The organism is Streptomyces sp. NPDC037126 (assembly GCF_055605965.1).
On record NZ_JBVJTD010000005.1, the window covers coordinates 169733 to 194039 of the forward strand.

A 24307-nucleotide genomic window follows, 5' to 3' on the forward strand; every position below is an offset into this window, starting at 1 on the left:
TTTTCTTCCCCTAACGGGCTGAACTTTTGTTGATCGAGGGGTAGTTGATCAGTCGGGCGTCCTACCCTTCAGAGGGTGAAGCAATTGATGTCCCTAGAGTCCGAGGCCGGCCTCCCGGGGGATGTGCTCCCCGGCGTGCTGAGCGAGTCCCTGCACGCCGAACTCGTCGCGTTCCGTCGCGACTTGCACATGCACCCCGAGCTCGGCAACCAGGAGTTCCGTACGACCGCCGCGATCAAGGAGCGGCTGGAGAAGGCCGGGCTGCGCCCCCGCGTCCTCGCCACCGGAACCGGACTCGTGTGCGACATCGGGCTCCGGGAGGGTGAGCGTCCCACCGTGCCGCTGCTCGCGCTGCGTGCCGACATCGACGCCCTGCCGATCCCGGACACCAAGGCCGACTGCCCCTATCGGTCCACCGTGCCCGACCGGGCCCACGCGTGCGGCCATGACGTGCACACGACGGTGGTGCTCGGGACCGGGCTGGTCCTCGCCGACCTGCACGCCAAGGGACTGCTGGCCCGGCCCGTGCGGCTGGTCTTCCAGCCCGCCGAGGAGGTGCTGCCCGGCGGCGCCCTCGGGGCGATCGAGGACGGCGCGCTGGCCGGGGTGGCGCGGATCCTCGCGGTGCACTGCGACCCCCGGGTGGACGCGGGGAAGGTCGGGCTGCGGCACGGCCCGATCACCAGCGCCTGCGACCGGCTGGAGGTGGCACTGGACGGCCCCGGCGGGCACACCGCCCGGCCGCATCTGACCACCGACCTGGTCACCGCCGCCGCCCGGGTCGCCGTCGACGTGCCCGCGCTGATCGCCCGCCGTGTCGACACCCGCGCGGGGCTGGCGCTCACCTGGGGACGCATCGAGTCCGGCCACGCGCCGAACGTGGTCCCGCAGCACGCCGAGCTGTCCGGAACCATCCGCTGCCTGGACCTGGACGCCTGGCGGCAGGCCCCCGACATCGTGCACGCGGCCATCGACGAGGTCGCCACCATGCACCGGGCCAAGTCGGAGATCAACTACGTGCGCGGGGTGCCGCCCGTGGTGAACGACCGGGAGTCCACCGAGCTGCTGCGGCGCGCGATGGCCGCCCGGCGGGGCCGGGAGTCCGTCGAGAGCACCGAGCAGAGCCTGGGCGGGGAGGACTTCTCCTGGTACCTGGAGCACGTGCCCGGCGCCATGGCCCGCCTCGGCGTGCGGCGGCCGGGCGAGCGCACGGTGCGCGACCTGCACCAGGGTGACTTCGACGCCGACGAGCACGCGATCACGGTCGGCGTGGAGATGTTCACGGCGGCGGCGTTCCTGGACGAGACCCTCGCCGCGGAGGTCTGAGCCGTGTCCGCCGGACGGCCCGGCTCGTCCGGCGGACAGGGGGCACCGGCTCGCTGCCCCCTCGCCTCTTCGCCTCCCCTCTCCATGCGTCCCGCCTCTTCGTGCCCCGTCTCTTCGGTGCCGGCCGGACGCGACCGCCGGCTCGCGGCCGTCACCCGCGGTCGGCACGAATCGATAACGGCCCGGAGGAACCCCGTTCCTCTGCTCTTCTACGCGCGTTACTGTGCGCCGAAATCGCCACGACAGGCGGCGCGTTTGGGGATGGCGGCCCGTGACGGCGGGCCGTGGGGATGAAGGGGTGCTAGCTGTGCGTCTGCTTACTCGGAAGACCTCTCGGAGAACGAACCTCACGCGGGCCGCGGTGACCGTCGCGGTCGTCGCGCTCGCGGCCGCCGGCTGCGGCAAGTCCAGTACCGACTCGACCAGCACCTCCAGCAAGGACGGCAAGTACGCGGGCAAGGGGATCGGCCTGGCGTACGACGTCGGCGGCAAGGGCGACCAGTCCTTCAACGACGCCGCCTTCTCCGGCTTCCAGAAGGCCGAGAAGGACTTCAAGATCGGCGGCCGGGACATCGAGCCCCAGGACGGCGAGTCGGACGCGGACAAGGCCCAGCGCCTGGAGACCCTGGCCAAGGCCGGTTACAACCCGGTGATCGGCGTCGGCTTCGCGTACGCCCCGGCCGTGAAGGAGGTGTCCGCCAAGTTCCCGAAGGTGACCTTCGGCATCATCGACGACGACACCATCCAGGCGAAGAACGTGGCCGACATGGTGTTCCACGAGGAGCAGTCCTCCTACCTCGCCGGTGTCGCGGCCGCCAAGGCCACGAAGAAGAACCACATCGGCTTCATCGGCGGTGTGGACGTCCCCCTGATCCACAAGTTCGAGGCGGGCTACGTCCAGGGTGCCAAGTCGGTCAACCCGAAGATCAAGATCGAGTCGCAGTACCTGACGCAGACCGCGCAGGAGGGCGGTTTCTCCAGCCCGGACAAGGGTGAGAACGCGGCCAACGGCCAGATCGACCAGGGTGCGGACGTGCTGTACGCGGCGGCCGGCCTCTCCGGCCAGGGCGTGATCAAGTCCGCCGCCGAGCACAAGGTCTGGGCCATCGGCGTCGACTCCGACCAGTACAACCAGAGCGCGCTGGCCAAGTACAAGGACTACATCCTCGGCTCGGCCCTGAAGAACGTCGGCGGTGCGGTCTACGACCTCGCCAAGTCGGTCCACGACGGGAAGCCGCTGAGCGGCGACGTCCGGGGCGACCTGAAGACCGGCGGTGTGGGCTTCGCCGACTCCAACCCGAAGTACCAGGCGATGAAGGACGTCGTCGCGGCCGTCGACAAGGCGAAGCAGGACATCGCCGACGGCAAGATCACGGTCAACACCAAGTAAACCGTCCCGGCGCCCCCTCGCCCGGGGGCCCGTCGGCCATGCGCCCCTTGCCTTCCGCAAGGGGCGCACTGCTGCCCGTAACCTTGGGCCGTGACTGTGGCCACAGCTCGATAACGGACCGGACATTGGGGGTTTTCCGTCAGGTCTACGCGCGTTACGCTGCGGCGGAACCAGCGCCTGGTTTGGGCGCTTGCACAAAGGAGTCACGTTCCATGCGCCGGGTGTCCCGTATCACGATTGCAGGCGTTGCGACCGCAGCGCTCGCGCTGACCGTCTCTGCCTGTGGCAGCTCGTCCACGTCCTCCACGGGTGGGGGCAAGTCCAAGGGCCTCGGCCTGGCGTACGACGTCGGCGGCAAGGGCGACCAGTCCTTCAACGACGCCGCCTACGCGGGCTTCCAGAAGGCCGAGAAGGACTTCGGCGTCAGCGGCCGGGACATCGAGCCCCAGGACGGCGAGTCGGACGCGGACAAGGCCCAGCGCCTGGAGACCCTGGCCAAGGCCGGTTACAACCCGGTGATCGGCGTCGGCTTCGCGTATGCGCCTGCCCTGAAGGAGGCTGCCGCCAAGTTCCCGAAGGTCAACTTCGGCATCATCGACGACGACGAGGTCCAGACGAAGAACGTCGCGGACATGGTCTTCCACGAGGAGCAGTCCTCGTACCTCGCCGGCGTGGCCGCGGCCAAGGCGACGAAGAAGAACCACATCGGCTTCATCGGTGGCGTGGACGTTCCCCTGATCCACAAGTTCGAGGCGGGTTACGAGCAGGGCGCCAAGTCGGTCAACCCGAAGATCAAGGTCGAGTCGCAGTACCTGACGCAGACCGCGCAGGAGGGTGGCTTCTCCAGCCCGGACAAGGGTGAGAACGCGGCCAACGGCCAGATCGACCAGGGCGCCGACGTCCTCTTCGCCGCGGCCGGCCTCTCCGGCCAGGGCGTGATCAAGTCCGCCGCCGAGCACAAGGTCTGGGCCATCGGCGTCGACTCCGACCAGTACAACCAGAGCGCGCTGGCCAAGTACAAGAAGTACATCCTGACCTCGGCCCTGAAGAACGTCGAGGGTGCGGTCTACGACCTCGCCAAGTCGGTCATCAAGGACAAGAAGCCGCTGTCCGGCGACATCCGCGGCTCCCTGCAGAACGGTGGCGTCGGCCTGGCCGACTCCAACCCGGTCTTCAAGGGCAACGCGGACATGCAGGCCGCGATCAAGAAGGCCGAAGAGGGCATCAAGAACGGCAGCATCACGGTGAAGACCTCCTGACGATCGAGTCGGAAGCCTTGGCCTACATGACGCTGTAGTGGCAGCGTTACGCCCGCGGAACGGGGTGTGGAGATGATCCTCCCGGCGATCGAGCAGCACTGGCTGCCCGCACCCCGTTCGCGCGGCAAAATGCTCGGAACGGATCGGACCTTCTTCGAGGTTGATCGGATCCGGGCACTATTTAAAGCAGGGGCGCTACGCGCGTAGAGTGGCCCCTTTCTCACAGGAGAGTGCGCCATCGACGCGTCCAGCAGCCCTCCGCTCACCGCTCAGTCGACATCCGCGGTAGAGCTCGCGGGCATCACCAAGAGATTCCCGGGTGTGGTGGCCAACCACGACATCCACCTGACGGTCCGCAAGGGCACCGTCCACGCCCTCGTCGGCGAGAACGGAGCCGGCAAGTCGACCCTGATGAAGATCCTCTACGGCATGCAGAAGCCGGACGAGGGCACGATCACGGTCGACGGCGAGCAGGTGAGCTTCTCCAGCCCGGCCGACGCCATCACCCGCGGCATCGGCATGGTCCACCAGCACTTCATGCTGGCGGACAACCTGACCGTGCTGGAGAACGTGGTGCTCGGCAGCGAGAAGCTGCACGGCATCGGTGGCGGCGCCCGCCGGAAGATCAAGGAGATCTCCGACCGCTACGGCCTCGGGGTCCGCCCGGACGCCCTGGTCGAGGACCTGGGCGTGGCCGACCGCCAGCGCGTGGAGATCCTCAAGGTCCTCTTCCGCGGTGCGCGCACCCTGATCCTCGACGAGCCGACCGCGGTACTCGTCCCGCAGGAGGTCGACGCGCTGTTCGACAACCTGCGCGAGCTGAAGTCCGAGGGCCTGTCCGTCATCTTCATCTCCCACAAGCTGGGCGAGGTGCTGTCCGTCGCCGACGACATCACCGTCATCCGGCGCGGTACGACCGTCGGGACCGCGGTCCCCTCCGAGACGACGCCGCGCCAGCTCGCCGAGCTGATGGTCGGCAGCGAGCTGCCCACCCCGGAGACCGGCGAGTCCACCGTCACCGACCGGGCCGTGCTGGAGGTCAGGAACCTCACCGTCTACGCGGCGGGAGCCTCCCTCGGCACGGAGGCCGAGCCGGCCGGAGAGGGCCTCACCGAGTTCGCGCCCGACGACGGCGCCAAGCGCGTGCTCGACGACGTCTCCTTCACCATCCACGCGGGCGAGGTCATGGGCATCGCCGGCGTCGAGGGCAACGGCCAGACGGAGCTGATCGACGCGCTGATCGGCACCAAGCACGCCGACTCCGGCCGGGTCGTCTTCCTCGGCGAGGACATCACCCCCTGGCCCACCCGCAAGCGCCGCGAGTCCGGGGTCGGCTACATCCCCGAGGACCGCCATCGGCAGGGCCTGCTGCTGGAGTCCCCGCTGTGGGAGAACCGCATCCTCGGGCACGTCACCGAGAAGCCCAACGCCAAGGGCTTCTGGCTGAACCCCAAGGGCGCCCAGGAGGACACCCGCCGGATCGTCGAGGAGTACGACGTCCGCACCCCGGGCATCGACGTCACCGCGGCCTCCCTGTCCGGCGGCAACCAGCAGAAGCTGATCGTCGGCCGCGAGATGAGCCACGACCCCAAGTTCCTGATCGCCGCCCACCCCACCCGTGGCGTGGACGTCGGCGCCCAGGCCCAGATCTGGGACCGCATCCGTGAGGCCCGGCGCGAGGGCCTGGCCGTGCTGCTGATCTCCGCCGACCTGGACGAGCTGATCGGTCTGTCGGACACCCTGCGCGTCATCTTCGACGGCAAGCTGGTCGCCGACGCCGATCCGGCCACCATCACCCCGGAGGAGCTGGGCTCCGCCATGACGGGTGCCGCGTCCGGACACCTGGAGCACGAAGACACCACGCCCGAGGGCGACGACAACGCCGGTCCGGAGGACGAGGCCCGATGAAGAAGTTCGACAAGGAGCGGGTGCTCGTCGCGCTGGCCGGCCCGGTCATCGCGCTCGTCCTGGCGATCGTGCTGACCTCGGTGGTCCTGCTCGCCTCGGGCAAGAACCCGATCCAGCCCTACGTCCTGATGCTGCAGCAGCTGCCGTACTCGGACATCCAGGTGCTGATCATCAACCAGGCGGGGATGTACTACATCGCCGCCATCGCGGTCGCGCTCGGCTTCCGCATGAACCTGTTCAACATCGGTGTGGACGGCCAGTACCGCCTCGCCGCGGTGATGACCGCCGTGGTCGGCGCGCACCTGGCCCTGCCGAGCTTCCTGCAGATCCCGGTGCTGCTGCTGACGGCGATGTGCACCGGCGCCTTCTGGGCCGGCATCGCGGGTGTCCTGAAGGTCACCCGTGGCGTCAGCGAGGTCGTCGCGACGATCATGCTGAACTCGATCGCCACCGCCGTCATCGGCTACGTCACCCTCACCGACGTGTGGGGCGTGCAGGTCGGCGACAACGTGACGACCGGCGTCATGAAGAGCTCGGGCTGGTTCCCCGGCATCGACCTCGGCTCCGACGTCGGCTCGATCTACGGCATGACCTTCCTCGCCGTCGTGCTCGGCATCGCCTACTGGGTGGTCCTCAACCGCACCCGCTTCGGCTTCGACCTGCGCGCCACCGGCGCCTCCGAGACGGCCGCCGCCGCCTCCGGTGTCGACGCCAAGCGCATGGTGCTGACCTCGATGCTGATCTCCGGCGCCGTCGCGGGCCTGTCCGGCCTGCCGCTGCTGCTCGGTGACACGCACACCTACAGCCTGAGCTTCCCCGCGGGCCTCGGCTTCACCGCCATCGGCATCGCCCTGCTCGGCCGCAACAACCCCGGCGGCATCGCCCTCGCCGCCCTGCTGTGGGCCTTCCTCGACAAGGCCTCGCCCGCCCTCGACTACGCGACCCCGGTGGCGTACGACAAGGAAATCGCCACGATCATGCAGGGCCTGATCGTCTTCGCGGTCGTCATCTCGTACGCGGCCGTGCAGCAGTGGGCCCTGCGCCGCCAGCAGCGCCGGGTCGGCGCCGAGCTGGCCGCGGCCGCCGCCCAGAACGCCAACAAGGAGGTGGCTGCCTGATGTCCACCGCGACCATCGCCAAGCCGCAGGCGAAGCAGCCCGGCAAGGGCGGCCGCCGCATGTCCCTGCCGGTACTCCTGCTCGTCATCGCGGGCGTGCTGGTGCTGACCTCGGCCGTCCGCCTGATCACCGGCGCGGACGGCATCACCTCGGTCGGCCAGATGTCCACCGCGCTCCAGCTCGCCGTGCCGATCGGCCTCGCGGGCCTCGGCGGCCTGTGGGCCGAGCGCGCGGGCGTCGTCAACATCGGCCTCGAGGGCATGATGATCCTCGGCACCTGGTTCGGCGCCTGGGCCGGCTACCAGTGGGGTCCGTGGACCGGTGTCGTCTTCGGCATCGTCGGCGGCGCGCTCGGAGCGGTCCTGCACGCCATCGCCACCGTGACCTTCAACGTCAACCACATCGTCTCCGGTGTGGCGCTGAACATCCTGGCCCTCGGTGTCACCCGCTACCTGTCGAAGTTCACCTTCGCCAACGCCCCGCAGGGCTCCACCAAGCAGTCCCCGCCGATCGACTCCCTCGGGCAGTTCAGCATCCCAGGGCTGTCGGACTGGCTGAACACGCTCAACGAGAAACACTGGTTCCTGGTCTCCGACATCGCCGGCCTGCTCGGCGGCCTCGTCACCGACCTGTCGCCGCTGACCGTGGTCGCGGTCGCCCTGGTCCCGCTGACCTGGTGGGTGCTGTGGCGGACCTCCTTCGGTCTGCGTCTGCGCTCCTGCGGTGAGAACCCGGTCGCGGCCGAGTCCCTCGGCGTGAACGTGTACAAGTACAAGTACCTCGCGGTGATCATCTCCGGTGGCTTCGCCGGCCTCGGCGGTGCCTTCCTGTCCATCGTGGCCTCGAACGTGTACCTCGACGGCCAGACGGCCGGCCGCGGTTACATCGGTCTCGCCGCGATGATCTTCGGCAACTGGATGCCGGGCGGCCTCGCCCTCGGCGCGGGCCTGTTCGGCTACACCGACAGCCTGAACCTGCGCGGCGGCACGGTGAACGTCCACGCCCTGATCCTGCTGCTGGCGATTCTGCTGGTCTTCGGCGCCGCCTACCAGGCGTGGCGCAAGAAGTACGTCCCGGCCCTCATCACGGCCGTGATCGCGGCCCTGATGTTCCTCTGGTACACGTCCACCAACGAGGTGCCGCGCCAGCTGGTGACGGCGACCCCGTACCTCGTCACGCTGCTCGTGCTGTCGCTGTCCGCGCAGAAGCTGCGGATGCCGAAGGCGGACGGTCTGCCGTACCGGAAGGGCCAGGGCAAGTGACTCAGGAAGCCGCCGCTTTCGACTGGGAGGCGCTGCGCGCCGAGGCGCGGGAGGCCATGTCCCACGCCTACGCCCCCTACTCGGGCTACCCCGTCGGCGCGGCGGCCCTGGTCGACGACGGCCGCACCGTCACCGGCTGCAACGTCGAGAACGCCTCCTACGGACTCGGCCTGTGCGCCGAGTGCGGGCTGGTCTCGCAGCTGCAGCGCACGGGCGGCGGCCGCCTGACGCACTTCACCTGCGTGGACGGCACGGGCGCCCTGCTGGTGCCCTGCGGCCGCTGCCGCCAATTGCTCTACGAGTTCGGCGGTCCCGAGCTGCTGCTCGACACACCCGCGGGCGTGGTCCCGCTCTCCGGGATGCTCCCCCAGGCCTTCGGCCCGGACCATCTCACCAAGTAACTCCCGTACGGCCCTCCTGATCCGCTCAGGAGGGCCGTACACCTTCGCACCTTCCGGAAGGAAAGCCATGGCCATGGACGCCATCTCCGTCATCCGCACCAAGCGGGACCGCGGCGAGCTGACCGACGAGCAGATCGACTGGGTCATCGACGCGTACACCCGCGGCGAGGTCGCCGACTACCAGATGGCCGCCCTCAACATGGCGATCCTGCTCAACGGCATGAACCGCGGCGAGATCGCCCGCTGGACGGCCGCCATGATCGCCTCCGGCGAGCGCATGGACTTCTCCAGCCTGTCCCGCCCGACGGCCGACAAGCACTCCACCGGCGGCGTCGGCGACAAGATCACGCTGCCGCTGGCCCCCCTGGTCGCGGCCTGCGGCGCGGCGGTCCCGCAGCTCTCCGGCCGTGGCCTCGGCCACACCGGCGGCACCCTGGACAAGCTGGAGTCGATCCCCGGCTGGCGCGCCCTGCTCTCCAACGAGGAGATGCTGCACGTCCTCGACACGACCGGCGCGGTGATCTGCGCGGCCGGCGACGGCCTGGCCCCGGCGGACAAGAAGCTGTACGCCCTGCGCGACGTGACCGGCACGGTCGAGGCGATCCCGCTGATCGCGTCCTCGATCATGTCGAAGAAGATCGCCGAGGGCACCGGCTCCCTGGTGCTGGACGTGAAGGTGGGTACGGGCGCCTTCATGAAGACGATCGAGGACGCGCGCGAGCTGGCCTCGACGATGGTCGGCCTGGGCACGGACCACGGCGTGAAGACGGTCGCGCTCCTGACGGACATGTCCACCCCGCTGGGCCTCACGGCGGGCAACGCCCTCGAGGTCCGCGAGTCGGTGGAGGTCCTGGCGGGCGGCGGTCCCGCGGACGTGGTCGAGCTGACGGTCGCCCTGGCCCGCGAGATGCTCGACGCGGCCGGCATCAAGGACGCCGACCCCGCGAAGGCGCTCGCCGACGGCTCCGCGATGGACGTCTGGCGCCGCATGATCGCGGCCCAGGGCGGCGACCCGGACGCCGAGCTGCCCACGTCCAAGGAGCAGCACGTCGTCAAGGCCCCGTCCAGCGGTGTCCTCACCCGCCTCGACGCCTACGACATCGGCATCGCCGCCTGGCGCCTGGGCGCCGGCCGCGCCCGCAAGGAGGACCCGGTGCAGGCGGCGGCGGGCGTCGAGCTGCACGCCAAGCCGGGCGACACGGTGACCGAGGGCCAGCCCCTGCTGACCCTGCACACCGACACCCCCGAGCGCTTCGACTACGCGCTGCAGGCGGTGCAGGGCTCGTACGACGTCGCGGCACCCGGCACCGACTTCACGGCGTCCCCCGTCGTGCTGGAGCGCATCGCCTGACCTGCGGTCTCCCGCTGCGTGTGAACGGGACCGGCGCACCCGCGCCGGTCCCGTTCGGCATGTCCGGCGGCCCGCCTCAGCCCAGCGCCGTCGCCACCCCCACCAGGACCGGTACCGAGACGATCGTCGAGAGCAGGATCGACTCGCGGGCCAGGGACTCGGCGACGTGGTAGCGGTGGGCGTAGGTGAAGAGGTTCTGGGCGGCCGGCAGGGCGGAGGTCACCACGACGTCCAGCAGCGGCGCGCCGTGCAGGCCGAAGACGGCCGTGGCCAGGGCCCAGGCCACCAGCGGCTGGCCCACCGACTTCAGCGCCACGGACAGCAGGACCGGACCGCGGTCCCGGCCCCGCCCGGGGGCCGTGCTGCCGTGCAGGGACATGCCGAAGGCCAGCAGGGCCGCCGGGACGGACATGTTGCCGATCAGGGTGAGCGGGTCGAGCACCGGCCCCGGCACCTTCCAGCCCGCCGCCGACACGACGACCCCGGACAGCGAACCGACGGCTATGGGGTTGCGCAGCGGGGTCAGCAGGCGCAGCCACACCGGGCCCTTGTCGCCCATGCCGGAGAGGTCGAGCACGGTGAGCGCGACGGGGGTGACCAGGACGACCTGGAAGAGCAGCACCGGGGCGACCAGGGACGCGTCGCCCAGTACGTACGCCGCGATCGGGATGCCGAGGTTGCCCGAGTTGACGTACCCGGAGCACAGCGCGCCGATCGTCGTACGGCCCACACCCCAGCGGCCCAGCGCTCCGGCCGTCACGAAGACTCCGGAGACCGCGGCCGTGCTCAGCGCCGTCACCAGCAGCCGGCTGGAGAACAGCACCGACAGGTCGGCCCTGGCCAGAGTGGTGAAGAGCAGCGCGGGGCCGGCCACCGTGAAGGCCAGCCGCGTCAGCACCTCGACCCCCTGTGCCCCGAGCGTGCCGCGCCGGCCGAGCACATAGCCCACCCCGATGACGACCGCGATCACCGCGAACCCGCTCAGCACCCCCTGCACGGCACCCACCCTCCGTGGGACACGGGGAGCAGGTCAATGTGATCTTCGACGGCAGGAGTGCGCGTGGGCCGCGATGAGTTCGGTCCGTCCCGTGGGTCTACCGAACGTGAATGCCGAGAAGCCCGCCGTGCTCGTGTTGGCCGGCCCCGTCGGGCGCGAGGAGGTGGCAGGGCTGTGCGCGCGGGTGCGGGCGCTGCTGGAGACCTGCGGGGGCGGGGTCGTGGTGTGCGACGTCGGCGGGCTCGGGCCGCCGGGGCTGGCGGTCGTGGACCTGCTGGCACGCCTCGAACTCACCGCCCGCCGGGCCGGCGGGCGGATCAGTCTGCGCGACCCGGATCCCGCGCTAGGCGCCCTGCTCGCCCTCGTCGGACTCCGCTTCCAGGTGGAGGGGCAGCCCGAAGAGCGGGAACCAGCGCTGGGTGTCGAGGAAGCAGTGGAAACCGGTGATCCGGCCGTCTGACAGCTCCAGCACCTGCACCGCCCACGGGCTGAAGCCGCCCTTCTCCGGGTCCGGCTTGTAGTGCGCGAAGCCGGGCAGGCCGTTGGCCCGGAGGGGCAGCAGCCGGGAGCCGGCGCAGGAGGCGCCGAGGGTGGTCATGAAGCCGGTGATGTCGCCCGAGCCGCGCAGCCACAGGTCGAACGGCGGCATCGTCATGACGGCGTCCTCGTGCAGCAGCGCCGTCAGTGCCGTCATGTCGTAGCCCTCGAAGGCCTTGACGTAGCGGTCGAGCAGCTTCTGCTGCTCCTCGTCCAGCGGGTCGGGCACCGCGGCGCCGTCGCCCGCCCGAGCGCGCTCGGCGAGCGTGGCCCGCGCCCGCTGCAGCGCGCTGTTGACCGAGGCGACCGTGGTGTCGAGCAGCTCGGCGACCTCGCTCGCCCGCCAGGCCAGCACCTCGCGCAGGATCAGCACGGCCCGCTGCTTGGGCGGCAGTTGCTGCAGGGCCGCCATGAAGGCCAGGCGGATCGACTCCTTGGCGACCGCGGCCTCCGCCGGGTCCTCGACCGTCGGCAGCACGCGCGCGTCCGGCATCGGCTCCAGCCAGGTGTGGTCCGGGCGGGGGGAGAGGGCGGCCCGGGCGAGGGGGGTCGCTTCCGTCAGGTCCATCGGCCTCGCCCGCCTGTTCCCCGCCGTCAGCATGTCCAGGCACACGTTCGTCGCGATCCGGTAGAGCCACGAGCGCAGCGAGGAGCGGCCCTCGAACCTGTCGTAGCTCCGCCAGGCGCGGACCAGTGTGTCCTGCACCGCGTCCTCCGCCTCGAAGGAGGAGCCGAGCATCCGGTAGCAGTAGCCGGTCAGCTCGGTACGGTGCTTCTCCAGTGCGACGTCGAGATCCGCCGTCGCCGTGCTGTCGCCCATCGTCCACCCACCCCTGTGGCCGTCCCGTTCGCGCGCCTTCGCGCTCCAGCACTTCGGAAGCTACCGCAGCCCACTGACAACGGCCCCCGGTGCACGAAAAAGCCCGGCCGGGACCGGTTGCTTTCGCGCGCGAACCGCCTGCCCGCACGGATCCGCGCGCACGGACCCGCACGCGCGGGCGCACACGACTGCGGGGTACGGGCCCGCATGCCCGCACCCCGCAGTGCCCGCGACCGGGTCCCTCAGTGCCCCGCGACCGGTTCCCGTCCGGCCGCCCGGGCGGCCCGGGAGCCGAGGACGGTGATCGTGACGACGCCGAGGACCGCGAGGACGCCGACGCCCACCGTGCCGCCCCAGCCGTCGGCGTGGAAGGCCATCGCACCGACCGTGCTGCCGACGCTGGAGCCGATGTAGTACGCGGACTGGTAGAGCGCCGAGGCCTGGGCGCGGCCGTGCGTGGCCGTCTTGCTGACCGCCGAGGAGGCGACCGCGTGCCCGGCGAAGAAGCCCGAGGTGATCAGCACCAGGCCCACCAGGACCAGCGGCAGCGAGTCGGCCAGGGAGAGCAGCAGGCCCGCGGTCGTCGTGCCGCCCGCCAGGTACAGCGCGCCCCGGCGGCCGAGCCGGCCCACCAGGCGGCCCGCCACGGACGCGGACACCGTGCCCACCAGGTAGACGAGGAAGATCGAGCCCGCGACACCCTGCGGCAGCCCGAACGGCGCCTCGGTCAGCCGGTAGCCGATCACCGTGTACACACCGCCGAACACGGTCATGAACAGCGCGCCGATCGCGTACAGGCGGCGCAGCAGCGGGTCGGAGAGGTGGTCGCGGACCGAGCCGAGCAGGACGCGGGGCCGCAGCGAGCCCGGAGTGAAGTGCCTCGGGGCCGGAAGCAGCAGCCGGAACGCCACCGCGCAGCCGACGGCGACCACGCCGATCACACCGACCGAGACCCGCCAGCCCCACTCCTGGGCCACCCAGCCGGTGATCACCCGGCCGCTCATGCCGCCGACGCTGTTGCCCGCGACGAACAGGCCGATCGCCGTGACCAGTGCCTTCGGCCGGACCTCCTCGGCCAGGTACGCCTGCGCCGAGGCCGGCAGACCGGCCAGCGCGGCACCCTGCACCGCCCGCAGCGCGACCAGCGCGCCGATGGACGGGGCGAAGGGCACCAGCAGTCCGACGGCCACGGCGACCGCCAGCGAGACCGTCATCACGGTGCGGCGGCCGAAGCGCTCCGACAGGGCGCTCATCGGGACCACGAACAGGGCCAGTCCGCCGGTCGCGGCCGCCACGGTCCAGCTCGCCTCGCTCGCCTCGACGCCGAACTCCCCGGAGATCAGGGGCAGCAGCGCCTGGGTGGAGTAGAGGAGGGCGAAGGTGGCGACTCCGGCGAGGAACAGGGCGAGGCTCATCCGGCGGTAGCCGGGACCGCCCGGGGCCATGCGCGAGTCGGAGGCGGAGCCGGTGGGGGCTTGCGATACGGCGTCCACGGTGGCGGACGCCTCAGTACTGGCGGGAGACATGCTTCGACCGTAGGTACGGGCTCTCTCATCCGTCCAATGCATGGAATCGGCATAATCGATCCCATGGTGCATCAGCAGAGGTCACAGGCGCGCCTGTCACCGTACAGTGACACAGAAGACATGGCGCTGTTGCTCGCGCCCCGCCTCGCGTACTTCGCCGGCGTGGCCCGTACCGAGCACGTCACCCGGGCCGCCCAGGAGATGAACGTCCCCCAGTCCACCCTGTCGCGCGCGATGGCCCGCCTGGAGGAGGACCTGGGCGTGGAGCTGTTCACGCGCCGGGGCCGCACCGTCTCCCTCACCACGGCCGGGCACACCTTCCTCACCTCCGTCGAGCGTGCCCTCGCCGAGGTCGAGCGGGCCGCCGAGGAGGTGCGCGCGGACGCCGACCCGGCCACCGGCAAGGTCGCCTTCGGCTTTCTGCACACCATGGGCGCCGAGACCGTGCCCGGTCTGCTGGGCGCCTTCCGCGCGGACCATCCCCGCATCCGCTTCAGCCTGGTCCAGAACCACGGCGAGGCCATGCTGGAGGGACTGCGCGCCGGTGCGCTCGACCTCTGCCTGACGTCACCCGTCCCGGACGCCCCCGACCTGGTCGCGCGCCGTCTCGACGAGCAGAAACTGCGTCTGGTCGTGCCCGCCGAGCACCCCCTGGCGGGCCGCCGCCGCATCCGTCTCGCCGAAGCCGCCGACGAAACGTTCGTCACCCTGGAGCCGGGCTACGGCCTGCGGCGCATCACCGACGCCCTGTGCCGCGAAGCCGGCTTCACGCCGCGCATCGCCTTCGAGGGCGAGGAGGCGGAGACGCTGCGGGGACTGGTGGCGACGGGTCTCGGCGTCGCGCTGCTGCCTCCGCCGACCGTCCCCAGGCCGGGGGTGGTGGAACTGACGGTCACGGCCCCGAGGGCGGTACGGGAGATCGGCGTCGCCTGGCCGGCCGACCGCCTCGACACACCACCGGTGGCCGCCTTCAAGAAGTTCCTGCTGTCGAGAAGGGGGACCCTTCTTCCCTGACGCCCTCTTCCGGGGCCGCCGCCCCTAGGCGCCCCGGGCCGCGCCCCTAGGCGCGCCGCAGCGAGCTGCCGAAGCCCGCCGCGAGCGGCATGCGCAGGCCGATCGGCGGGGGAGCCGCGAGCGCGTCCTCGACCGGGCGGGAGACCGCGTACCCGAACAGCGCGCCCATCACGAAGTCCGAGGCGAGCGAGATCACTTCGTCCCGGTAGCCGTGCAACCCGTGGCCGTCCGAGTGGACTTCGAACCGGCACACCTCACGGTTGACCTTCTTCGCCCGGGCGGCCAGCCGGAACGAGAGCTCGGGGTCGCTGCGCTCGTCGTTCGTGCCGTGCACGATCAGCACCCGCCGCCCCACCAGCTGCTTCACCGGCTCGGGCGATGCCGCCACGTCCTCCTCGGGCAGCCAAGGGGCGAGCGACACCACCGAGTTGACGGCCTCGTGGCCGCCCGCCCGCAGCGCCGCCCGGCCGCCCATGCCGACACCGGCCAGGCACACGGGCACGTCGCCGTAGCGCCGTACGATCTCGTCGGCGGCCCACCTCGCGTCCGCGGCCAGATGCGCCTCGCTGCCGTTCCAGCCCCGGTAGCGGTAGCGGACGGCATGGACGGCCAGCCCCTCGGTCCGGCCCTCGCGGGCGAACCGGCGGCCCAGGGTACGAACGAAGGCCGTCGCCCAGACGGGGGACGGCCTGCGGGCGGAGACCTCCTCCCCGCCGGGGAGCAGCAGCACCGCTCCGCTCACCGCCGTCGGCTCCGGGCCGACTGCCCTTCCCAGCCCGGCCGTTCGGACCGGCGTCGCTTGCTGTCCCATGACAGAACAGTGTCAGAAGGTGCGGTGGACCAAACCCGTACGTGCGGTCACCGTTGCGTATCGACGGAAAGCCGACGCAAAACATGCGGCGGTGTCCGGTCGCGAACACCGCGCTCTCTACGCGCGTAGGAGTTACAGTGCGGCCATGACGAGCCAGACTGCACCCACCGGGGGCGTCCCGGCGAACGCCCCGGCGCACGTTCCGACGGGGGACCAGATCCGCCGGGCACCCAAGGTTCTGCTGCACGATCATCTCGACGGCGGTCTCCGCCCGGGGACCGTCGTCGAACTCGCCCACGCGAGCGGGTACGGGGAGCTTCCCGAGACCGACCCGGACAAGCTGGGCCTCTGGTTCCGCGAGGCGGCCGACTCCGGCTCGCTGGAACGGTACCTGGAGACCTTCCGGCACACCGTCGGCGTGATGCAGACCAGGGACGCCCTGGTCCGGGTCGCCCGCGAGTGCGCCGAGGACCTCGCCGAGGACGGGGTCGTCTACGCCGAGGTGCGCTACGCGCCCGAGCAGCACCTGGAGAACGGGCTCGGCCTGGAGCAGGTGGTCGAGGCCGTCAACGAGGGGTTCCGACAGGGCGAGCGGCTGGCCCGGGAGAACGGCCACCGGATCCGGGTCGGCGCCCTGCTGACGGCCATGCGGCACGCGGCGCGCTCCCTGGAGATCGCCGAACTCGCCAACCGCTACCGGGACTCGGGCGTGGTCGGCTTCGACATCGCCGGAGCCGAGGCCGGCCATCCGCCCACCCGGCACCTGGACGCGTTCGAGTACCTCAAGCGCGAGAACAACCACGAGAACATCGATCATGGCCCCTTCGGGGGCCTTTTTTCATGTTTCCACAGGTCAGAATGGGTGCGTGGTCCATCTGACACCCAGCACCACCGTGCTCGTTCGTACCCGTTGAAACCCGGTCTGACGGGGTGCGGTGCTGGCTCTGTGCTGGCAGTCGGGAAGCCGGTGCTGGCCTTCCGAGGGCGCGGGGCGCCCGCGACGGTCTAGAGCGACATCCGTGCGTCAGGTTGCGTGGTAGGGGGTTGACCGAAGGCCGGGCGATCATGGTACGGTCGCCACAGCTTCAACCCACAACTTCAACCACAACGCCAAAAAGGTGGCCCCAGTCGCGTCTAGGCAACGCTTCCAGGGCCGAGACACCAGCAGCGTCTAGGCAACGCTCCAGTGTCGTGACACCGAAGAGGACAAGTCTTCGATGCAGGTCAACCGTACCAAGCATGCGTCCGCGTACACCATCGTCCCGAACGCCATCCTCCAGCACTCCACGCTGAGCCTGACCGCTCGCGGTCTCCTCGGCCTCCTTCTCTCGCAGCCTGAGCACACGGCCGAGACCGTGAAGGATCTGACTGCCGACGTGGCCGAGGGCCAGCGTCGCGTCACGAACGCCATGAAGGAATTGCAGGCCGCTGGCTACGTCGTCTGCACCCGCGTGCAGAACGAGCGCGGCCACTGGTCGACGGCTGTCGAGGTCTTCGACGTTCCGCAGTCCGAGGCTCCGAAGGACGACGAGCCGAAGCCCGGTCGTCCGAAGGGGCGGCGCTCCGGGCTCAACCCCTTCGGGGAAAAGAACCAGGGAAAGAACCCCCCTGCCCCCGAGTCGTCTGAGGTGGCCGAGGAGTCGGCCACGGAAGGGGAGGGGGGCCAGGCTCCGCAGAGCGACGAGAAGACTGGCCGAGCTGCCGGTGTACTCAACCGCATCGGTGCAGCCGTGCCTGCGCTCGCCCTGCGGCCGACTGACGTCCTCCGCCTGGCGCCTCTGGCCGCTGAGTGGCTGGCCCGTGGAGCCTCGGAACTCCAGCTCCGCAACGAGCTGACCGAGGGCCTTCCGGCCGACATCAAGAGCGCGGCCAAGCTCCTGGAGAACCGCCTTACCCGCAAGATGCCGCCCGTCCCGGTCGTGGTCGAAAAGCTCGTGGAGTGCGGCAAGTGCGGCGGCTACCTGCCGCGCGGCCAGAAGACCGGCATCTGTGGCCGCTGCGCTGGCGTGGCGCCGGCCGCCAACGAACCCGCCGAGGTTGGCCAGTCCGATGAGGCTGCCTCCCTGCTGGCCACGATCCGTCAGCGTCGCGAGGCCGGAACCGTCCGAGGTTCCCGCCGAGGATTCGCGACCGCCTGACAAAACCATCCACTCAAACGAAGGGGACAGCTGTGTCCACTGTCAGCATTGACCTGCCCTGGTACGCCAAGCTGGTGTTCCGCTGGGGCCGTCCGGTGGTCCTTGTGGCCGCTCTGCTCATGTCCATCCCCGGAGAGATCCACCTCGCCGAAGTGTCCGGCTGGGGCCACTTCTCCTTCTTCGGCTTCGGCTTCAACGTGGCCAACCTGATGCCGGTCTGTGTGTCCGTCTACGCGGCATGCTCGGCGGTCATCGCGGATGTGGCCAAGCGCAGAAGTCTGCCGATGCGGAACAGCGCCCTTATCGGCGCCGGGGCGGCTCTGGTTATGGCCCTGGCCGCTCAGGACGTGTCCCACCTGATCGAGCAGGACTACATGCACTCCTCGGCGGTCCTGGTGGCGATTGTGTCCGCCGTGCCGCCGCTTGTTGTGGCCCACATGCTTCACATGGCCGCTGCCCCGGAGCAGACGGCCTCTGTGGTCGAGATCGAGGAGCCAGAGCTTGAGGACGACTTCGAGGACGACGACCAGGACGAAACCGCGAAGCCGCGGAAGCGTCGTCCTGGCCGCCCTGGGCTGACCGAGGACGAGGTGAAGACGGCCATCGAGCAGCTTCAGAAGGCCGGTGACGATGTGACCCCCGAGAACCTTGGCCGGATACTCAACCGCTCTGCCCGGACGGCTCGCCGCTATCTGTCCCTGATCCGCCGCCAGGAGCAGGCGGCCACGAAGGCGGCCGAGAAGGCTGCCCAGCAGTCCACGGACGGCATGCTCCCTCTGGCCATCTGAGCCAGGCCGGAAATGCAGGACCCCCCGCAGTCAAAGGGCGGGGGGTCCTGATTCATTCATTCGGTGCTCAGAGCTGTGCGCCCTTGGCCATGGCGACGAAGGCGGACCAGGCATCGGCTGAGACGACAAGCGCCGGCCCGCTGGGAACCTTGCTGTCACGGACCGGGACACCGGCCGTGAACCCGTCGTTGACCTCGATGCAGCTGCCGTTGTCACCACCGCTGTAGCTGGACTTCCGCCAGCCGGTGAGGGCCGACGCGTTGGGGATGCGCTTAGAGTTCATGTCCGTATTCCTCCGCCACCTCTTCGAGCAGGTCTAGGGATGCGTCCGGTGGCATGGCAGCAGCCCGAGCCAGATCGTATGCATCCTTGCACTTCTGCACCATCAACGGATCATCGATCAGGTTGCCCGTGTAGAGCGCTTCGACGTATGCCAGCTCTGGCGCGTCCGCAAACCGCATCAGACTGAGCATTGAGCCCATGGTGGCATGCGATCCCGCGGAGTGTGGAACCACCTGGACGCGGATCCGTCCGGACCGGCCAAGGTCGGCAATGTGACGCAGCTGCGTAGCCATGGTCATACGGCCTCCGACCTGCGCCCTTATGACGTTCTCGTTGAGGATGAACCACAACGTCGGCGTGGCCGGGTCCTTCATGATCTCAGCCCGCTTGAGCCTGTTGACAACCTGCCTGTCAACATCGGCCGGTACGTAGTTGGGCTGTTGGCCGCAGAAGACCGCGTGAGCGTATTCCTTGGTCTGAAGCAGGCCGGGCACGAGCGAAACGGCGTACTCGCTGATGGCGATGGCCTGTTGCTCCGCTTCGAGTGCATCGGCGAAGTGGTCAGCTACCGGCACAACGCCAAGCGTGGGGAGGAAGCGAGTGAAGAAGCCCTCTCCACCCAGGATCTCGTCAAGGAGCTGGGCGTCCTTGAGCTGCGGAACCCGCCTCCCAGCCTCGATGTGGGCCACCATCGAGGGGGACATCGCGAGGAGCCGGCCTAGCTCCGCCTGGGTCATCCCCTTGGCCTCTCGGAGGCGCTTCAACTGCTGTCCGTAGCGCTCGCGCTGGGACGCCTGCCGTTCCTCGGTCGCTGAACTCGCCACAGGGCGGCTCCTCTTGACAGATGCGATGGAGAGCTGAGGGTGCTTCACATGCTACGTCCAGACAGCGACGCTCTACATACACACAGTGACGTAGTGAGGAACCTCCGATGCTCCCCCACAGCAGAGACGACGATGTGCCGGCCATCCTCGAAACCGAAGTCATGGAGGTCACGAACTCCTTGGCTCAGGTCTTGGACGAGGCTGGGATCAAGCTCCCGCAGTTCCATGCGCGCTTGGCCCCCGCGGAGAGCCGTGACTGGGTCGTCAGGCTCGGGGACTGCAACGTGCTCCAGGGCCTCTCTATCTGCAACCTGCTGAGGGACGGGCTGATCCTGCGCCAGAAGTACCCAGAGGAGTCGATCAATGCCGGATCATGAGCCCTCTGACCCCACAGCCAGGCTCAACGCCGCCCACGACAGCATGGCCAGGCTCAAGACCGCCTTCATCGCGGCTGGGTGGCTGGTTGACATGGAAGTCGTCGGTACGGTCTGGGGCTACCGCATCCGCTTCCCCAAGGGCCTGGGCCTGGACCAGGTCGAGGAACTGGTTCAGACGATCGAGGCTGGCACGGAGAAGCGGGTGATCACCAAGTGACTCAGTGGCCGCCAGCACTCAAGGAAAGGGATCACCGGGCTCCGAGGAAGTTACGGGCCTGGAAGTTCAGCTCTGACGGCCCGTTCTGGGGCGGACTGCTCATGCTCGTGGTCTGGGGCTCTGCCGTCACGTTCATCGTGTCCTCTCTCGCACGAGGACACCCCTAATCGCCCGCTCTACCGGACGACACTCGATGGCTCTCCCACCCACACCATCCATCGATCACCCCGGTAGGGCGGGTTCCAGCCCCTCTCTCCGCCCCGGTGCACTGGTCCTGCACACATCCCCCGTCGGGGCGGGGAGAGGCCAACCCCTCATAGCTCAAGCGGTAGAGCGCGGTTGCGTGTCGCTTTTAGTCGAACGGCCACGTCCAGCCGAGGTTTCCGGTTCGAGCCCGGATGAGGGGACTGCTCGCCCTGGAGGTCAAGGTCCAGGACAGCCCGAGCGCCACCAGGGCGAGCCCGACGTAGCCGAAGCCGGGAGAGACCATGCATCAGTTGATCGTGAGTCCCCAGAGTGACAAGTACGTCGTGGTGCGGCCGGGCGCACGTAACGGCATGCAGATTCCACACGCCATGTACGCCGAAGCGGCAAGCGCTGTGGAGGCCGGCGCTCCCTTACCGTCGTGGCTCGATCAGGCCGCGAAGAAGGCATGGGGGTTGCGGCTCGACTGGCCGGGGTCCTACCGTTCCGTCCTCGTTCGCCCGCTCACGGCCCTCAACTACAGCCGAGCCACCTGGGAACTTAACCGAGGCTGCAACTTCGCCTGCGACATGTGCGTGGTCTGGAAACGCCCCGTTGAAAGTCTGCCGATGGACGAGAAGCGCAAGCTGCTTGAGATGGTGCGTGACGCCGGTGTCCTGTGGTTCCAGTTCACCGGAGGCGAACCGACCATCGATCCGGACTTCCTTGAGGCGTATCGACTGGCGTACGGCATGGGGATGATGATCGAGATCCTGACCAACGGTTCTCGACTCAACCACGGCCCGACGCTGGAAACGCTCGCTGCCCTGCCTCCCCACAAGGTCACCGTCTCCATCTACGGCGCTACAGCAGAGAGCTTCGACGCCCTCACCCGAAAGCGGGGGGCCTTCAAGCGTGTGATGGCAGGACTTGACGCAGCAAAGGAGGCCGGCCTCCAACTCGAACTCACGCTCATCGTGACGCGCCACAACGGGCATGAGGTCGACGAGATGCGCGCCCTGGCCACGAAGTACGGCCCGTACAAGGAGTACCGGAACATCTCTCCCTCGTACGACTCGGACCCTGGGCCGCTGGGCTCTCAGGTCCCCGAATACATCGACCGCTCGAAGGTATTTACGGGCTGTCCCGCAGGACACACGTTCTTTCACCTCGACCCGTTCGGCAACACAACCATGTGCAAGGTCGGGCGAGAGAACCCCATAAACCTGATGTCCGAAGGTCTTGATGGCCTTCTGCGTCTGCCCGAAATCGCAGATGCCCAAATGCTTCGCACTGGTGGGTGCACTGGGTGCAAGCTCGCGGATACCTGCCGCGTCTGTCGCCCAATCGCCAAGATGTACCAGAAAGCGAAGGCACCACTGGAAAATTACTGTCAGCACGGATTCGAGGAGGTACCAGCATGACCGCTGTTGCTGTCGAGATCACCGAGCGGCCGGCCGTCGAGGAGGCCGCGGGCGTGGTCCTGGTGGACGACGTCGAGGCCCTGGCGGAGGGGACCGTCCCCGGCTGCAACGACGACAACCCGTATCAGTGATCTGACATCACCCGAAAGCGCGGGTCCCGCTCCGGCGGGGCCCGCGTTTGTCGTGAGTCGGATGAGAGACTTGTAGCGAAGTGAGAGAGTGACACCCATGCCTCAGCCCCGTACCGCCTTCGAAGACCTTCCCTCCAGCGTGCTCGCAGCGATCGAGGGGCACATGGGCCGCATCCGGGCAGTTCAGTCAGTGTCCGGGGGCTTGAACAGCCACATTGCGGCCCGCCTCGACACCGAGGCCGGCGCCTGCCACGTCAAGGGCCTGCGCTCGGATCACCGCTGGGTGTGGACACAGCGTCGAGAAGCGGAGGTGAACCCCTTCCTCAAGGGGATCTCTCCTGAACTTCTGTGGAGAATCAAGGGAAGTGGCTGGGATCTGCTCGGTTTCGAGCTGCTGAATGGTCACCACGCGAACTACGAGCACGAATCTCCGGATCTACCGAAGGTTGTGGACCTTCTTCGACGCCTTGGAGAGGTCCCGTGTCCTGAAATCGAGCTGCGAAGGGCAGAACAGCGCCTCGAAGGCTATGTTGATGACCCTGCGAACCTCAAATACTTCGAGGGAAGCAGTTTGCTGCACACAGACCTGAACCCCGAGAACATCATTGTTCACGATGGCACGGCATTCATGGTCGATTGGGCCTGGGCCACCCGTGGAGCTGCTTGGCTGGACGCCGGATACTGGGTAATTTGGCTCATGGCTGCCGGTGGGCAGTCTGCACAACAGGCAGAGACGTGGGCTGCGCAAATTCCTGCCTGGAACAGTGCACCTGTCGAAGGAATTAATGCCTTCTCCGTCACCAATTCCAACATGTGGCGTGAGATCGGAGGGGAAGACCCTGACCCCTGGACAGCTCGAATGGTCACTGCATCCCGAGACTGGGCTAAGTACCGACTGACCCTCTCCATGTGATCCTCTGAGGGGATATAACCCTCCCACCAAAAAAGATGTCGGTGTCAATCTGCCCGGTTCTGGACGGATCTGAGACAAAGTGAGACCCGGATCACTTCCCCTGACCTAATTCATTCATGCAGGATGGAGGTGTGAGGGGGCGACAGGGCAGGTTGGCCGGCCTCCGAGCCGCTGAGAGCCGCTGTGCGGGCCTAGAAGGGCCTGGTGGGGGCCTGGTGTGGTACGATGCGCTTCGCGCCCGTCTACGGGACGCACAGAGCCTCAATAACTTCATACTCGTACACGCTGGAAGGACAGCACCCCCGGTGGGTCCTTTTTGAATGTATTCAAGTATTACCCCCGTATTCAGTTGAGCCGGGGAGTGAATGAATGAATTGGAAAAAGAATTCATTCATGAATACAGGCATGCAAGGTCCTCCATGACTGAGTGTCAGTTATTCAGCGTGTGCAAACCTGCGCATGAGTGAATTGCAAATTTCTTCGCATGCACGCAAAAGCGAATTGCAAATATCTCAGCGCTGAGTGTCTGAATTCGCCCGTATTGCGTGACGCCGAATGCGTGCGAGCGCCGGAGAAACGGAAACGAATTCATAACGCTTAGGTGCGCAGACAGGTAACAAAAGGCCGGTTTTCCTCACGGCTACATAACAGACTTAGGCGCTCTAAATATGAGCGTCACTCACTGACCGGTCTAGACCGGTCCGTTTTGTTGTGCTTTTCAGGGCCCTCTATATGTGGCCTACATCACAGGGATATCTACTAGGGCGTCCCTATATGCCCGAATCTAGCGGCACCCTTCTGTGTCCGGATGTCTGAATTAATTTGAATTGCTCTACGCACCGTCAGAAAAGTTGAAGTTGTGGCTCGGCAGGGGGGTCGGGCAATGTTCTGCCTGTCGCCGAACGCGGCCCGGACACACGGGGCGCAGGACGCGACACCCGCTCGATCACACGGACTCGCACTCCACGTGATTGGGCAGGGGACCGGAGCGACCCGCTACGCAAGTGGCGGCCGTATCCACACCGGCGGGTGTGGGTGCGCGGCTCCACTGGGCAGGAATGCCCGGTGGGTGCTGGCCGAGAGGCCGCGCAAAGGGACCCCTGGTTACTTGTGAACTCAATAGAGGGACCTGGCATCCGGCGCCTAGCAAGCGCCCGTAATCCAGGCGACCGTGTGGGGAGAAGTGCGCTTCGGCGAACGATCCTGAGGGCGAGAACCCGTTTCTAGGTGTGTGCAATGACGGCGCATCTAGGGCGGCCGGAAACGTGCTAGTCAAAGTGGCACGTTAAGCGGAAAGCGTAGGGGAAGAC

The 24307-nt window shown here is 68.4% G+C and carries 23 protein-coding genes and 1 pseudogene; 18 read left to right on the forward strand and 6 right to left on the reverse strand.

The window, feature by feature from the left end; genetic code table 11:
• Positions 1-87 precede the first annotated feature (87 nt).
• From ACZ7FF_RS14740 to ACZ7FF_RS14775, 8 genes are all read left to right on the forward strand, one after another.
• Complete coding sequence (locus ACZ7FF_RS14740) at positions 88-1326, forward strand: amidohydrolase (RefSeq protein WP_470812763.1); 1239 nt, start codon at positions 88-90, stop codon at positions 1324-1326.
• A gap of 361 nt (positions 1327-1687) precedes the next feature.
• The gene (locus ACZ7FF_RS14745) at positions 1688-2716 is read left to right on the forward strand and encodes a BMP family lipoprotein (protein WP_470812473.1); all 1029 of its coding nucleotides are present in this window, start codon (positions 1688-1690) and stop codon (positions 2714-2716) included.
• 212 nt (positions 2717-2928) lie between these two features.
• Positions 2929-3975 (forward strand): BMP family lipoprotein, encoded by a 1047-nt coding sequence (locus ACZ7FF_RS14750; RefSeq protein ID WP_470812475.1) that lies wholly within the window; start codon positions 2929-2931, stop codon positions 3973-3975.
• A gap of 237 nt (positions 3976-4212) precedes the next feature.
• A complete protein-coding gene (locus ACZ7FF_RS14755; protein WP_470812764.1) occupies positions 4213-5883 on the forward strand; it encodes an ABC transporter ATP-binding protein in 1671 nt (556 codons plus the stop codon).
• The gene (locus ACZ7FF_RS14760) at positions 5880-7001 is read left to right on the forward strand and encodes an ABC transporter permease (RefSeq protein WP_470812477.1); all 1122 of its coding nucleotides are present in this window, start codon (positions 5880-5882) and stop codon (positions 6999-7001) included. The genes ACZ7FF_RS14755 and ACZ7FF_RS14760 overlap by 4 nt, the downstream gene beginning before the upstream one ends.
• The gene (locus ACZ7FF_RS14765; RefSeq protein WP_470812479.1) at positions 7001-8263 is read left to right on the forward strand and encodes an ABC transporter permease; all 1263 of its coding nucleotides are present in this window, start codon (positions 7001-7003) and stop codon (positions 8261-8263) included. The genes ACZ7FF_RS14760 and ACZ7FF_RS14765 overlap by 1 nt, the downstream gene beginning before the upstream one ends.
• Positions 8260-8664 carry a cytidine deaminase gene (locus tag ACZ7FF_RS14770; protein WP_470812481.1) on the forward strand — a complete coding sequence of 135 codons (405 nt, stop codon included), beginning with the start codon at positions 8260-8262 and terminating at the stop codon, positions 8662-8664. Before ACZ7FF_RS14765 ends, ACZ7FF_RS14770 begins: the two co-directional genes overlap by 4 nt.
• Positions 8665-8731: 67 nt before the next feature.
• The gene (locus ACZ7FF_RS14775; protein ID WP_470812483.1) at positions 8732-10015 is read left to right on the forward strand and encodes a thymidine phosphorylase; all 1284 of its coding nucleotides are present in this window, start codon (positions 8732-8734) and stop codon (positions 10013-10015) included.
• 76 nt (positions 10016-10091) lie between these two features.
• Here the strand turns inward: ACZ7FF_RS14775 and ACZ7FF_RS14780 are convergent, their stop codons facing one another.
• The gene (locus ACZ7FF_RS14780) at positions 10092-11012 is read right to left on the reverse strand and encodes an AEC family transporter (protein ID WP_470812485.1); all 921 of its coding nucleotides are present in this window, start codon (positions 11010-11012) and stop codon (positions 10092-10094) included.
• 73 nt (positions 11013-11085) lie between these two features.
• Here ACZ7FF_RS14780 and ACZ7FF_RS14785 point away from each other — a divergent pair, with 73 nt between their 5' ends.
• Entirely contained in the window at positions 11086-11472 is a 387-nt protein-coding gene (locus tag ACZ7FF_RS14785) for an STAS domain-containing protein (RefSeq protein WP_470812486.1), read from the forward strand.
• Here ACZ7FF_RS14785 and ACZ7FF_RS14790 read toward each other — a convergent pair.
• Together ACZ7FF_RS14790 and ACZ7FF_RS14795 are read right to left on the reverse strand one after the other, a co-directional pair.
• Positions 11356-12369, reverse strand: a complete 1014-nt coding sequence (locus tag ACZ7FF_RS14790; protein ID WP_470812488.1) for a sigma-70 family RNA polymerase sigma factor — start codon at positions 12367-12369, stop codon at positions 11356-11358. The genes ACZ7FF_RS14785 and ACZ7FF_RS14790 overlap by 117 nt on opposite strands.
• Before the next feature lie 242 nt (positions 12370-12611).
• Entirely contained in the window at positions 12612-13895 is a 1284-nt protein-coding gene (locus ACZ7FF_RS14795; protein ID WP_470812490.1) for an MFS transporter, read from the reverse strand.
• Between the two features lie 63 nt (positions 13896-13958).
• Here ACZ7FF_RS14795 and ACZ7FF_RS14800 point away from each other — a divergent pair, with 63 nt between their 5' ends.
• Positions 13959-14909: a LysR family transcriptional regulator gene (locus ACZ7FF_RS14800; protein WP_470812492.1), complete on the forward strand. Its 951-nt coding sequence runs from the start codon at positions 13959-13961 to the stop codon at positions 14907-14909.
• A 46-nt stretch (positions 14910-14955) separates the two neighbouring features.
• Here ACZ7FF_RS14800 and ACZ7FF_RS14805 read toward each other — a convergent pair whose 3' ends face one another.
• Positions 14956-15720 carry an alpha/beta hydrolase gene (locus tag ACZ7FF_RS14805; RefSeq protein WP_470812493.1) on the reverse strand — a complete coding sequence of 255 codons (765 nt, stop codon included), beginning with the start codon at positions 15718-15720 and terminating at the stop codon, positions 14956-14958.
• 145 nt (positions 15721-15865) lie between these two features.
• Between ACZ7FF_RS14805 and ACZ7FF_RS14810 the strand changes: the two are divergent.
• The 3 genes and pseudogenes from ACZ7FF_RS14810 to ACZ7FF_RS14820 all read left to right on the forward strand — a co-directional run.
• Positions 15866-16582: pseudogene (locus tag ACZ7FF_RS14810) on the forward strand (amidohydrolase family protein); the annotation flags it as partial.
• A gap of 355 nt (positions 16583-16937) precedes the next feature.
• A complete protein-coding gene (locus tag ACZ7FF_RS14815; RefSeq protein ID WP_470812494.1) occupies positions 16938-17858 on the forward strand; it encodes a hypothetical protein in 921 nt (306 codons plus the stop codon).
• Between the two features lie 32 nt (positions 17859-17890).
• Positions 17891-18646, forward strand: coding sequence for a hypothetical protein (locus ACZ7FF_RS14820; protein WP_470812496.1), 756 nt, complete (start codon positions 17891-17893; stop codon positions 18644-18646).
• A 67-nt stretch (positions 18647-18713) separates the two neighbouring features.
• On the opposite strand, the gene ACZ7FF_RS14825 is transcribed toward ACZ7FF_RS14820, so the two are convergent.
• Together ACZ7FF_RS14825 and ACZ7FF_RS14830 are read right to left on the reverse strand one after the other, a co-directional pair.
• Positions 18714-18929, reverse strand: coding sequence for a DUF397 domain-containing protein (locus tag ACZ7FF_RS14825; protein WP_470812498.1), 216 nt, complete (start codon positions 18927-18929; stop codon positions 18714-18716).
• The gene (locus ACZ7FF_RS14830; protein WP_470812499.1) at positions 18919-19752 is read right to left on the reverse strand and encodes a helix-turn-helix domain-containing protein; all 834 of its coding nucleotides are present in this window, start codon (positions 19750-19752) and stop codon (positions 18919-18921) included. The genes ACZ7FF_RS14825 and ACZ7FF_RS14830 overlap by 11 nt, the downstream gene beginning before the upstream one ends.
• A gap of 107 nt (positions 19753-19859) precedes the next feature.
• On the opposite strand from ACZ7FF_RS14830, the gene ACZ7FF_RS14835 reads away from it, so the two are divergent.
• The 5 genes from ACZ7FF_RS14835 to ACZ7FF_RS14855 all read left to right on the forward strand — a co-directional run bounded on the left by ACZ7FF_RS14835 (position 19860) and on the right by ACZ7FF_RS14855 (position 22997).
• Positions 19860-20129 carry a hypothetical protein gene (locus ACZ7FF_RS14835; RefSeq protein ID WP_470812501.1) on the forward strand — a complete coding sequence of 90 codons (270 nt, stop codon included), beginning with the start codon at positions 19860-19862 and terminating at the stop codon, positions 20127-20129.
• Complete coding sequence (locus ACZ7FF_RS14840; protein ID WP_470812503.1) at positions 20116-20346, forward strand: hypothetical protein; 231 nt, start codon at positions 20116-20118, stop codon at positions 20344-20346. Before ACZ7FF_RS14835 ends, ACZ7FF_RS14840 begins: the two co-directional genes overlap by 14 nt.
• Before the next feature lie 488 nt (positions 20347-20834).
• Positions 20835-21953, forward strand: a complete 1119-nt coding sequence (locus ACZ7FF_RS14845; protein ID WP_470812505.1) for a radical SAM protein — start codon at positions 20835-20837, stop codon at positions 21951-21953.
• Positions 21950-22084, forward strand: coding sequence for a hypothetical protein (locus ACZ7FF_RS14850; protein ID WP_470812507.1), 135 nt, complete (start codon positions 21950-21952; stop codon positions 22082-22084). The genes ACZ7FF_RS14845 and ACZ7FF_RS14850 overlap by 4 nt, the downstream gene beginning before the upstream one ends.
• A gap of 97 nt (positions 22085-22181) precedes the next feature.
• Positions 22182-22997, forward strand: coding sequence for a phosphotransferase (locus ACZ7FF_RS14855; RefSeq protein WP_470812509.1), 816 nt, complete (start codon positions 22182-22184; stop codon positions 22995-22997).
• Positions 22998-24307: the final 1310 nt, after the last annotated feature.